Raw genomic sequence first — 12,473 nt, forward strand, 5'->3', positions numbered from 1 at the left:
TTTTGGTTAAATTCCGCATTTTACAAAAAAAAACGCGAAGTTATTCAGTGTTATCAAAAAAAACACTACCTTTGTGATTGAATCTTCAACAGTACACATTCTCAATTTTTACTGTTATTATTTGTTTATTCATTTCAAATTCAATTATATCCGCCTTTTTTAGAATATTTGTATGCTAAATCATACATCCGTTGCTGAAACCGGAAATAATTTATTAACAATATTTATTCAAAAACCATAACGAAATTCAATAGATCTACATGGCTTATAACATTATTGAGCTTAATGAAAAGCTTACAACCGAATTACGGGTACTTGCCAAAGAAATGGGAATAAGACGCCCGGACGCATATAAGAAAGAAGAACTCATCTATAAAATTCTTGACGAACAGGCAATTGCAGAGACAAAAAAAATGAGCGCCGAATCAGCAACCAGACAGGCTAGCTATGGGAAAAACCGATCCAATGCCAACGCTAAGAAGGGTGGTTCTGATAAAAAAAAGGTGGAGCCGGAAAAGAAAGCTGTTAAAAACGAACCGCAAAAGAAAGAACAGGATACATCAAAAAATCAATCGAAACCTGCCGTTGCTGAAACAGAAAAACCAAAAAAAGTAGTTAAAGAAGATGCAATGCCGGAAAAGAGTGCTGCGAAAACTTCTTCTCAATCTCAAACCCAGACAAAATCAGAGTCGGCAAGCCAAAAAAAATCAGAGGCAGCAAAAGACACGACTACAACCACAAAAGGGACAACTGCCTCTACAAAAGAGGCAACTACAGCTACAAAAGAGGCAACTGCAGCACCAGAAACTCCAAAATCTCCCGGAAGGCCTATTCAATTGGTATTCCGCTCATCAAAGCACCGAAACGATGAAAAGAAGAGTGCGCCTGCTCCAGTAACCTTACCACCGGTAGTTGCAGAAGAAACATCTGAAGTAAAAGATACAGCTATTGAGAAAGAAACTCCCGTTTTGGGCAGTAAAGTATCGATGATGGATCTTATTTCACCTTCACCGCTACAACCCAAGCAGCAGCCACAGGCTCAACAATCGAAAAGTCATGGGCAGTCACAGGCTCAACCCCAGGGGCAACAGCAACAGCAACAGAAAGAGAAAGAGAAAGATCCCGGTTACGATTTCGATGGTATACTCACGGCATCGGGCGTTCTGGAGATTATGTCTGACGGTTACGGATTTCTGCGCTCTTCGGACTACAACTACATGTCTTCGCCAGACGATATCTACGTTTCACAATCGCAGATCCGTCTTTTCGGACTTAAAACGGGTGATGTGGTGGAAGGGCCTATTCGTCCTCCCAAAGAAGGTGAGAAATTTTTTCCTCTGGTAAAGGTAGATCTAATCAACGGTCGCAAACCTGACGATGTGCGTGACCGTGTTCCATTCGATCACCTGAAACCACTATTCCCAAATGAAAAATTCAACCTTACCAAAGGTCATAACGATAACCTTTCATGCCGTGTGGTAGATATGTTCTCACCCATTGGTAAAGGACAACGCGGACTGATTGTAGCGCAGCCGAAGACTGGTAAAACCATGCTGCTAAAAGATATTGCAAATGCAATTGCAGATAATCATCCTGACGTATATATGATTATTCTGCTTATAGATGAGCGCCCTGAAGAGGTGACAGATATGGAGCGTAGCGTTAATGCCGAGGTGATATCTTCTACCTTTGATGAGCCTGCAGACCGTCATGTGAAAATTGCAGAAATTGTATTGAACAAAGCCCGCAGGCTGGTGGAATGTGGTCACGATGTGGTGATACTTCTAGACTCAATCACTCGTCTGGCACGTGCTTACAACACAGTACAGCCTGCATCGGGGAAGGTACTTTCTGGTGGTGTGGATGCCAACGCACTGCATAAGCCCAAACGTTTCTTCGGTGCTGCCCGTAATATAGAAAACGGGGGTTCTCTAACAATTATAGCGACTGCCCTCACAGATACCGGCTCCAAAATGGATGATGTGATCTTTGAAGAGTTCAAGGGAACAGGCAACATGGAACTTCAGCTCGACCGTAAGCTATCAAACAAACGTATTTTCCCGTCGGTGGATATTATTGCATCGAGCACACGTCGCGATGATCTTCTTCTTTCTCAGGAGACGCTCAACCGCATGTGGGTGCTCCGAAATTTCCTTTCGGATATGAATTCAGTAGAAGCCATGGAGTTTCTGCTTAACAGGATGAGACGCACATCGAGTAACGAAGAGTTTCTTATTTCAATGAATGACTAATTATTTCAATTAATCATTGATAACAGAAAATATAAATGTCTGAAAAGACGAAAAAATTCAACGCAGCGGCTTCACAGTCCCGCTGCGTTAATTTTTCACCCATATACCTGTCATAACCAAATATTATCGGGATAGGAAACATCTTCCAGGAAAAGGGCATTTCCCGGAACAGAGTCACCAGCCACACTTCGGTTTTTAGCTTCAATAACACGTCGCAGGCCACGCTCATCAAGCCTCCCCCTGCCTGCTTCGAGCAGTGTTCCCACTATAGCACGAACCATATTCCTGAGAAATCTGTCGGCCTTGATTGTAAAGACATACTCTTCTCCCACCCTCTCCCATCCGGCATATTCAATCTTGCAATTGTTGGTTTTCACATCTGTATGCAGTTTGCTGAAGCTTGTAAAATCTCTGTACTGCTGTATTACTGAGCATAAAGCGTTCATCATCTGGATATTGAGGTGATAACGAACCCTGTATGTAAATTCATGGCGAAAAGGATCCTTTACAGTTGTAACATAGTATCTGTAAGTACGTGAAATTGCACTGAACCGGGCATGCGCATCTGGGCGCACCTCACGTATTGAGGAGATAGATATATCTTTCGGAAGAAAATTATTAAGTTTCCGCAACAGATTGTCTGAAGAAAAATCGGCTTCTTCCCAATCGAAATGGGCAATCATTTTCCGGGCATGAACGCCCGAATCGGTTCTCCCAGCCCCCACAACTTCCACCTTATCTCGCAGAATAGTTGACAACGCACCCTGAAGAACTTCCTGCACACCAGTCCCGTTGGGTTGGACTTGCCATCCAACGTAGTTCTTACCATTGTATGCAAGGGTTATGAAGTAACGGGGCATGAAGAATTATCCGTTAAGTTCTTTTAATCGTATTTTGGTGAGTACCTGTTTGGTATTCATCGGGAAATCACCATCCATCATCCAGGAATAATAGCTTGGCTCGTTTTTAAGTACCTCACTGACCGGCTTCCCCTTATGTTTTCCGAAGTTGAACACCTCTACACCCTCTTCATTATAGATGAAACGTCCTGCAAAATCGACATTATTATTGAAGCTTGAGTACTCCTTAGATAATACATCTATATCATTTACCAAATCGGGATAGCGGTCGAGTTGCGACTTGAGCACTTCATAGGTCGCCATTGCATCTGCCTCAGCAGAGTGAGCATTATCCAGTTTTTTATCGCAGTAGAAAGCATATGCTGCCTCCAACGTACGCTGTTCTTTCTTGTGAAAGATGATTTGCACATCCACAAATTTACGTTTGCTCATATCGAAATCAACACCAGCACGAAGAAACTCCTCTGCCAGCATAGGCACATCGAACCTGCTGGAGTTGAACCCTGCCAGGTCGCACCCCTCCAACTGGTCGGCAAGTGATCTAGCTACCTGCCTAAAGGTGGGGCAATCTTTCACATCTTCGTCAGTGATACCATGTATTGCCGTTGACTGCGGCGGAATGGGCATCTCGGGGTTTATACGTCTCGATTTGATTTCTTCCTTACCGTTTGGATATACTTTAAGAAACGATATTTCAACAATTCGATCGTGTGTGATATTTATTCCGGTAGTTTCCAGATCGAAAAAAACCAGCGGATTTTTAAGATTCAATTCCATTTTATTCCCTTTAATCGTTCAGCATCATCGGCATAAGTAGCGTTAGCATATCCTCGTTATCCTCTTTCTCCACCGGCAGTATTAATCCGGCACGTGAAGGATCGGAAAGTTCTACTCGCACATCAGCAGAGGGAATATTATTAAGAATATCTATAAGGAACAACGCTTTAAACCCAATATTCATCACGTTGCCTTCATAAGTGCAGGGTATCGTCTCTTCTGCAGCAGTAAGAAAATCAATATCCTGCGCGGAAACAACAATTCTGTCTTCGGAGAGTTGCAACTTTACAAGGCTGCTTGAAGGATTTGAAAAGACAGCTACTCGCTTAAGTGCGTTCAAAAATGCCAGCCTGTCCAATGTAAACGTGTTGGGGTTATTTTGCGGAATTACAGAGTTATAATTTGGATATCTACCCTCAACAAAGCGGCATACCATTTTGTATGTAGGCAGGGTAAAATATGCGTTGTTCTCATCAAATTTGACATCAACTTTTCCCGTTTCCCTGGGAAGGAGAGATTTTAACAGGTTAGCCGGCTTTTTGGGAAGAATAAACGATGAGCGCCCCTCACCCTGGGCTTCAGAGGTAGTCACTCGTACTAATTTGTGACCGTCGGAAGCTACAAAAGTGAGATCATCGGCTGTAATATCAAAATATATTCCGTTCATCACCGGACGAAGTTCATCATCGGCAGTAGCAAAAAAAGTCCGGTTGATTCCTGTGAAAAGGGTTTCTGCATCAATCTCAAGTGACATAGCAGAGTCATTAAGTGGTTTCGGTTCCGGATATTCATCACCCTTCGATCCCACAAAATTGTATTTACCATTGTGGTAGTAGATAAACACCTCAAGGGTTTCATCATTGATATCGAAAGTGAGTGGCTGATCGGGAAGCTCACGCAGAGGATCGAGCAGATTTCTGGCATTAATAGCCAAAAATCCTTCACCTGTTGCACTGTTAACCTCAACCCATGTCTCCAATCGCGTTTCACTATCGGCAGCCGTTAGTGTGAGCATATTATCTTTTAAATCCAAAAGGAAGCAATCCAGAATTGGTAATGTATTTTTGGTATTTATGACCCTGCTTATGGCCTGTAAATGATTCAACAATGTGGCGCTTGATACTACAAACTTCATGATGATATATCTGTTTAATAAGTTTTAATGAGCAAATATATAAAATAATCCCGGAGGTTCTATCTATTTCAATATAATTTTATCAACACGCTCAACATGCTCCTCTCTTTGATGTCTTTTACTTTTAGGAGTATCCATTACACCATTTCTTGTTTCTGACTATTGAGCTCTAGCCTTACTTATTGCTTTTCCTGTTTCTGGGATGATGATTTATTATCTCCTGCCGCAAAAAGCTACGGTCTATATGGGTATATATCTCTGTTGTAGTTATTTTCTCATGTCCCAGCATCTCCTGGATTACACGGATATTAGCACCTCTTTCGAGCAGATGCGTAGCAAACGAATGACGAAAAACATGCGGGCTGATCTCTTTTTGTATACCTGCCGCTTCGGCATACTGCCTTATGTAGTGAAAAACTGTTACACGCGAAATCGCCTTACCGCGTGAACTGACAAAAAGTACATCTTCGCTTCCTTTCCGAATATTAATCTGATTACGGTATGGTATCCAGTTCCTGATTTTCTGCACAGCCGTTTCGGAAATGGGGACTAACCGCTGTTTACTCCCTTTACCTTCCACACGGATAAAACCTTCCTCAAAAAAAAGATCTGAAAAACGCAGGTTTGTCAACTCCGATATACGCAGGCCACAACTATAGAGCGTTTCGATAATTGCATAGTTACGTGTTCCCTCAGCTGTAGACAGATCTATTACGCTAAGAAGAGAATCAATCTCATTTAAGGATAATACCACGGGAAGTTTTAATCCGATCTTGGGCGATTCAAGCATTTCGCCGGGATTATCATCCCTGTAGTTATCAAGCAGAAGAAAGCGGAAAAAGGATTTTATCCCCGAGATAACGCGGGACATGGATCGGGGAGAAATTTTTTTATCGTGCAAATCGGCCACGAACTCCTCCAGATGATTCTGCCCTATGGAATTAAAAGTGAGTTGCCGCGACTCAGCGAAATTAATCAGTTTCTGCAGATCAGACATATAGGCTTCAATGGTGTTAGAAGAGAGCCCCTTTTCCAGCAGAAGATACCTTTTGTATTTTTCAATCACCGGATTACTCATCGTCTTTGTTTTCAGACAGTTCTCTTATAAAAACATGTGCCTCGTCCACACTTTTTCTAATAGCATTAAACAAATACTCCTCTTCCCCGGCAAATATAGGTTGCTCTCTCTCCAGTTGTTCCAGAAGAGTAATAACCTGCTTATCACCAATCATCCGGAAAAGCGGAAGCATTTTATGAGAGAGATTGCCTGCTGATTTGTAATCTTGCCTATCAAAAAACTCTTTCAATGAGCCCAAATCTCTAACCATCTCATCAGAAAATGATTGCAGTATTTCCAAAGATATTTTCCTGTCTGTCCTCACAAAATTGATAAGTGCTCCAACACCTTTTTTTATTTCAGGCTTAGACTCAACGCGAAAGACAGGTTTCTTGTTATTTTTTTGGGTCACATAGCGCAAAATAATACGATATAGCTGATCCTGAGTAAATGGTTTGATCAGAAAATCGGTAAACCCGTAACCTTTTACATCTGATGCTGAAAGATCTGAACGTGCCGACAAAGCTATGACTGGAATATCATCAATATTAATATTTTTGGTCTTTCTTAACTCCTGAATAACCTCAAAACCATTTGCTCCGGGCATCTGAAGATCAAGGAACATTAAATCGAACTTTGTTTTCTGAATGAGTGATGGCAAATTAAAAGTATTTACCTCTGAAATGCATTTCACCTTCATATTCTCAAGCATCCCTGATATCATTTTTAATTGAATTGGATCGTCGTCAACTGCCAGAACAGAAATATCATTCAGATCATGCCTTTCAGAAAATTCAACCGGTGCAGCTGCCTTTTCGGATAGTACCGGTTTCAGGGGAATTTTCACAATAAATTCAGAACCTGCTCCTTTTTTAGATTTAAGTATTATTTCACCCTTTAATATTTCAACAAATCTTTTTGTAATAGACAACCCAAGACCACTTCCATCTAAATTTCCGCTCTGGTCAGCACCTTCATCCAGCTGCTGAAACTCCCCGAAAATAAGCTGTTGTTCGTCAATATCAATTCCTATACCTGTATCGATAACTGAAAATATTAACCATTTGGCTGACTCCCACACCTCTTCTCCTGTGACAATTAATATTCTCCCATTTAAAGTATATTTTACTGCGTTAGAGATAATGTTTCCCATAATTTGTCTGATCACATAAGGATCGCCATGACATTCAGAATCTACCGACAGACAATTCTCTACTATATACTCCAGCCCTTTTTGTTCAGCAAGCGGCTTAAAGCTCGACACAGTTTCGTTCACCAGGCTGTAAAGATTAAAATCGGACTCCTTAGGCTGCCACGTACCCGATTCAAGCTTATGGTAATCGAGCAGCGTGGATACAAGTTGCAGCACGTGTTCTGCTGACTTTCTCATATTGCCGAGATAGGTGCTGCTTTTACGGTAGGCACCAGAATTCATCAAGTCAATAAATCCAATGATGGAACTCATAGGCGCCTTAATGTCGTGAGAGATGGTTAGCATCAGTTTCTCACGTGAGAACAGCAATTCCGATATGCGCTTGTTGGATTCTTCAAGCTGTTTTCTGTAACGCTGGCTTCTGTTGATATCAACCAGAAATAGAATACCGAATATGATAACAATCAGTATTGCCAGACATAGCGCAAAAAACATAGTGCGCTGCGATGATGAAAGTGCACGCTCCTTATCAATGATAAGCTGAAGAGATTTTTTTATCTCCTCCTGTTCTATTCCTTTCAACATTTCATCGATGCGATTTGTAAGCATTCGGTTGGTATGATTAAGCTCCTCCTGCCGTTCCAAAAAAGCCTTTTTAAACTGATTTTGCCGTTGCAGGTCGAGTGTTTCCGAATAGCGTACCTTGTTAATGAGGGTGTCGACAATCTTACTAAGGCTATTTTCTTCTACAACAGACCTGTTCTCAATTACGAGAGTTGAGTCGTTTGAGGGGACAAACACATCGCGGACCCGGTTCAAAAAGGTTCTACGTCCTTTCATTACTACAGTAGTATCGCTTTGAGACTTGTCGCGATCCTTTATTTTACTATCTTCCAGATAATCTGAAATTTCCCTGTTAAGCTTTTTAGGTACATAGCTGCTCTCGGTTATACGGATAATCTCCGGCGCTTTCCCGATAGAATCCAGCAGTACAGCAACAGTTTTCAAATTCTCCTTTTTTTTGACTATAAGAAGTTTGATGGTGTCGAGCTCTTCCTCTCGGTAGGAATCTCTGGCAAGAATTTTTAATGAATCAAGACTAGAGTGGATTTCTGGAACAATAGAGTCGTATTTGGAGAAATATTGTTGCGCACCCTCGGCTGTGAATAGATTCTGCTCGCTCTCAATTTCATAAAGTTTAGACAGTACATTACCCACAAGCAGCAGTTCCGACATATCTTCGTTTTTAATTTTCTTATTGGAAAAATCGACAAGATAATTATAAATGGCAAGCAGCCCAATGGCCATGATAAATACTACCAGCAGATATCCGGCAATAACGGTTAATTTTATCTTTGAAAATCCTTTTTTTTTCATCATTGGTAATATATATAGTTATTTATCAACCGCTTGTTGTAACATTATAGAGCTTGATCTTGTTGTACAATGTTTTCCTGTCAATATTCAGTATAGTTGCTGCCATAGTCTTATTTCCTTTGGCCAGTTCAAGAGCCTCAAGTATTTTCTCTTTTTCATAGTTTTCCTTGCGAAGGCCCTCTATTGTTTTCACAGATATGTTGCGATCTCTTTTTTTCGGCATATTCCCGAACAGGCCAGAAACAACAGAAATATTAATATTTGTCCCTTCGGTAAGCAAAGCTGCTTTAATAATACAATTTTTCAGTTCCTGAATATTTCCGGGCCATTCATATCCGATGAGTGTATCCTGGAAGGCTGGATCGATACTCTCAATTTTTTTGTCAAGGGTGATATTGGCGAACCTGAGAAAATAGGATGCGAGATACATTATTGCCTCTTTTTTCCCTTTCAGTGAGGGAAGGGTCAAACAATCCTTTTCGAGCAGGTAGTAAAGTTTTGGAATCAGATTTTTCTGTAAATTTCTTTTGCTCATCTCTGTGCTCATGACTACTTGTGTAAAATCATCGTCCCTTTTCTGTTTGGTTAAAATAGTCAGTAATTCGTCCTGCAGGTTGATGTTGAGCTTATCTACTTTCCGGATGTACAAAAGGCCACCCTTTGCCAACTTGAATTTTTCCATTAAAATAGACCCTTTCTCATCAGTCTCATTAAACCGGCTATTTAAGCTGGCGGCATCTGTATATTGGTCAAAATCAAGCACAACAAGCGGTTTGGATAAATGAAGGCCTCTCTCGTATATGTATTTTACGGTAGATGCTTTCCCCGTTCCCCTGCCACCGATAATAAGCAGATGTCTGTTATTTTCGGTAACCTTGCTGAGTTTATAGAAAACCTGTTCATACTCACTGCCGGGAAGTTTTATGAAATCATTGGAAAAACGTTTTCTTTTAAGCCTGTTTTCCTGAATATTAAACGCCTCGTCGATTTTCAGATAAAGCTGTTCAGGATCAATTGGTTTGGAAATATAATCCGCAGCACCTGATTTCATGGAAGCAACAGCAGTTTCAATATCGGCATATCCAGTCATCATGATTACAAGTATTTCAGAATCATATTTTGTAATCCATGATAAAAAGGCAAAACCATCGGTTTCAGGCATTCTTATATCACTTAGAATTAAATCAAACGGCTGTTCTTTCACCATCTGTTTTGCCTCTTTAACGCTTAAAGCCGTTTCGACATTGAAATTTTTCTTTACCAACCACGATTTCAACATCAGACAGACTGTTACATTGTCGTCGATTATTAGTATGCTCTTATTCATTCATTTTTTTTAAAGAATTACGTGCGTGTTGCTGTAGTTCTTATGATTCGCTGATATTTTCCTTTTCCAGTTCTCTGGGTATTGTAATTGCGGCATAAAGGAGAAAAACTGCGCCTGCTATCATTGACAATGCCCATTCGTTACGCTGCCTGAACATAAGGTATGTGGCAACTATCATCAGTGCACATGAAAAAATCTGGAAATTAAACAGCCTTTTACCCCGGATACTTTTCCCGGGATAGGGTTTTGTAACAGTCAGTGCAGAAAAGATTAACACTGACAGAGCCATTATCCATGGTGCTACAAACGGAGCAAACAGATAAAGGAGCGCTGAAAATAATATGCCTGAAGCGGCAATTCGAAATAATATATCTTTCATCTCACAGATATTATATTTACTCAATAATGAAAATTTCTTCGTTTTCCTTTTTCATGAGATAATTTTCTCGTGCGAATTTTTCCAGATCATCTCTATTTGATTTGAGTTCATTCAACTTTTCTTTATCAGCATCTGCCTGCTGCCGGTAAAAATCAATCTGGGATTCAAGATCTTTGATCTGCGTTTCATATTTTATCCTTTTGGTTATGCTGCTGTCACTAAAGAAAAAAAGCATCACAATCAGTATCAGAAGGAAAATTATCTGATAAGATGTAATGCCAAGTATTCTTTTTGATCCGAATTCTGTTATTTTAACTTTCATATAGTCCACACAGTGAGGTTTATTATCTTCACAAATATAACCTGTTTTTTTCAAATATGCGAACCATTTATGCGAAATAAAATAAATATCCAGGCTACTATTTGGACAGATTGAACAAAATAAATTATCTTTACACTGTTGTAGAAAATTTTGTGATAATCTTTAAATATATATGATACGATTCTTTCTGACTACGCTCGCGGTAATATTTACCACCTTTTTATCACTTCCGTGCACTAACCTACTCGTTGGGAAAAAAGCATCTGCCGACGGTTCGGTGCTTATCTCGTATGCTGCCGATTCATACTCCCTGTATGGAGAATTGTACCATTGGCCTGCAAGACAATACCGGCCCGGAGAAATGCTCAAGGTGCATGAATGGGATACCGGAAAATATCTGGGTGAAATACCACAAGTGCTTCAAACATATAATGTGACAGGGAATATGAACGAATATCAGCTTGCCATTGGAGAAACCACCTTTGGTGGGCGCGGAGAATTATCCGATTCCACCGGTATTATGGATTACGGAAGCCTTATTTATATTACACTCCAACGTGCCAAAAATGCGCGTGAAGCCATTAGAATAATAACCGGCCTGGTAAAAGAACACGGTTATTACAGTTCCGGCGAATCGTTCTCTATTGCCGATCCTGATGAAGCATGGATAATGGAGATGATTGGGAAGGGCACCGGAAATAAAGGTGCTGTATGGGTGGCCGTGCGTATTCCCGACGACTGCGTGTCAGCACACGCTAACCAGGCTCGCATACAGCAGTTTCCGTTGAATGATCCGGAGAACTGCCTTTACTCACCCGATGTCATCTCTTTTGCCCGGGAGAAAGGTTATTTCAACGGTGATGATGCCGATTTCAGCTTTGCCAAGGCCTATGCCCCATTGGACTTCGGTGCACTCCGTTTTTGTGAAGCCCGTGTATGGTCGTTCTTCAATCGGGTGAACAGGGAAATGGGCAGGTATCTGCCTTATGCGCAGGGAAAGACAACCGACCCAATGCCGCTTTATATCAAACCTGACAGGAAACTGAGCGTTCATGATATTCAGGAAATGATGCGCGACCATTATGAAGGCACCGAACTGGACTGGCGCTTTGATGCGGGTGCAGGGCCTTTCAACTCTCCTTACCGCTGGTCGCCTCTCACATTTGAGGTTGACTCCGTTCAATACTGCAATGAACGTCCCATATCTACACAGCAGACGGCATTCTCTTTTGTAGCGCAGATGCGTTCATGGTTGCCCAATGAAATTGGAGGTATTCTCTGGTTCGGTATTGACAACGCTGCCCAGACAGTATATTACCCGTTCTATTGTGGACATAACGAGATACCTCACGAAATGGCTGAGGGTAATGGTGATCTGCTGAGCTTCTCGTGGACATCAGCATTCTGGGTGCATAACTGGGTCTCCAACATGGTTTATACACGGTATAGAGATATGAGTGCCGACATGAAAAAGGTACAAACTAAGTTAGAAGATCAATATAGAGAATCTCAGCCCGGGGTAGAAAAACATGCTGCCGAACTCCACAAGCAGTCGCCCTCTGAAGCAGTTCACTACCTTACTCAGTATACAAACAATCTGGTTAAAGAGGGTGTAGCGGAATGGAAAAAACTGGGTGAATACCTTATGGTTAAATATGTTGACGGTGTTATTAAAAGAGAGGAGGACGGCCAGTTTAAACGCAATGCCTATGGACAACCTGCATCTCCAATACGGCCGGGTTATCCAGATGAATACTACAGAAAGATAGTAGAACAGACCGGCGATAAATATAAAGTAAACACAATTGAAAAATAGATAAATTCATTGCTTGAA

At 41.1% G+C, this 12,473-nt stretch carries 10 protein-coding genes; 2 read left to right on the top strand and 8 right to left on the bottom strand.

What is annotated here, in order from left to right:
* The first annotated feature begins 260 nt into the window (after positions 1-260).
* Entirely contained in the window at positions 261-2,252 is a 1,992-nt protein-coding gene (rho, locus tag KDN43_RS13695; RefSeq protein WP_238866992.1) for a transcription termination factor Rho, read from the top strand.
* Positions 2,253-2,362: 110 nt separating this feature from the next.
* On the opposite strand, the gene truA is transcribed toward rho, so the two are convergent.
* The 8 genes from truA to KDN43_RS13735 all read right to left on the bottom strand — a co-directional run bounded on the left by truA (position 2,363) and on the right by KDN43_RS13735 (position 10,639).
* Complete coding sequence (gene truA / locus KDN43_RS13700; protein WP_238866994.1) at positions 2,363-3,112, bottom strand: tRNA pseudouridine(38-40) synthase TruA; 750 nt, start codon at positions 3,110-3,112, stop codon at positions 2,363-2,365.
* 6 nt (positions 3,113-3,118) lie between these two features.
* Positions 3,119-3,889, bottom strand: a complete 771-nt coding sequence (locus KDN43_RS13705) for a 3'-5' exonuclease (protein WP_238866996.1) — start codon at positions 3,887-3,889, stop codon at positions 3,119-3,121.
* 10 nt (positions 3,890-3,899) lie between these two features.
* Positions 3,900-5,024: a DNA polymerase III subunit beta gene (gene dnaN / locus KDN43_RS13710; protein WP_238866998.1), complete on the bottom strand. Its 1,125-nt coding sequence runs from the start codon at positions 5,022-5,024 to the stop codon at positions 3,900-3,902.
* Positions 5,025-5,199: 175 nt separating this feature from the next.
* Complete coding sequence (gene xerD / locus KDN43_RS13715; RefSeq protein WP_238867000.1) at positions 5,200-6,102, bottom strand: site-specific tyrosine recombinase XerD; 903 nt, start codon at positions 6,100-6,102, stop codon at positions 5,200-5,202.
* Positions 6,095-8,614: an ATP-binding response regulator gene (locus KDN43_RS13720; RefSeq protein WP_238867002.1), complete on the bottom strand. Its 2,520-nt coding sequence runs from the start codon at positions 8,612-8,614 to the stop codon at positions 6,095-6,097. Before KDN43_RS13720 ends, xerD begins: the two co-directional genes overlap by 8 nt.
* A gap of 22 nt (positions 8,615-8,636) precedes the next feature.
* Positions 8,637-9,938 (bottom strand): sigma-54-dependent transcriptional regulator, encoded by a 1,302-nt coding sequence (locus KDN43_RS13725; protein WP_238867005.1) that lies wholly within the window; start codon positions 9,936-9,938, stop codon positions 8,637-8,639.
* A gap of 40 nt (positions 9,939-9,978) precedes the next feature.
* Positions 9,979-10,317 carry a hypothetical protein gene (locus KDN43_RS13730; protein WP_238867007.1) on the bottom strand — a complete coding sequence of 113 codons (339 nt, stop codon included), beginning with the start codon at positions 10,315-10,317 and terminating at the stop codon, positions 9,979-9,981.
* 16 nt (positions 10,318-10,333) lie between these two features.
* Positions 10,334-10,639 carry an FtsB family cell division protein gene (locus KDN43_RS13735; protein WP_238869487.1) on the bottom strand — a complete coding sequence of 102 codons (306 nt, stop codon included), beginning with the start codon at positions 10,637-10,639 and terminating at the stop codon, positions 10,334-10,336.
* Between the two features lie 172 nt (positions 10,640-10,811).
* Here KDN43_RS13735 and KDN43_RS13740 point away from each other — a divergent pair, with 172 nt between their 5' ends.
* Entirely contained in the window at positions 10,812-12,455 is a 1,644-nt protein-coding gene (locus tag KDN43_RS13740; protein ID WP_238867009.1) for a dipeptidase, read from the top strand.
* Positions 12,456-12,473 lie beyond the last annotated feature (18 nt).

The sequence above is a fragment of the Proteiniphilum propionicum genome, assembly GCF_022267555.1.
Classification (GTDB): Bacteria; Bacteroidota; Bacteroidia; order Bacteroidales; family Dysgonomonadaceae; genus Proteiniphilum; species Proteiniphilum propionicum.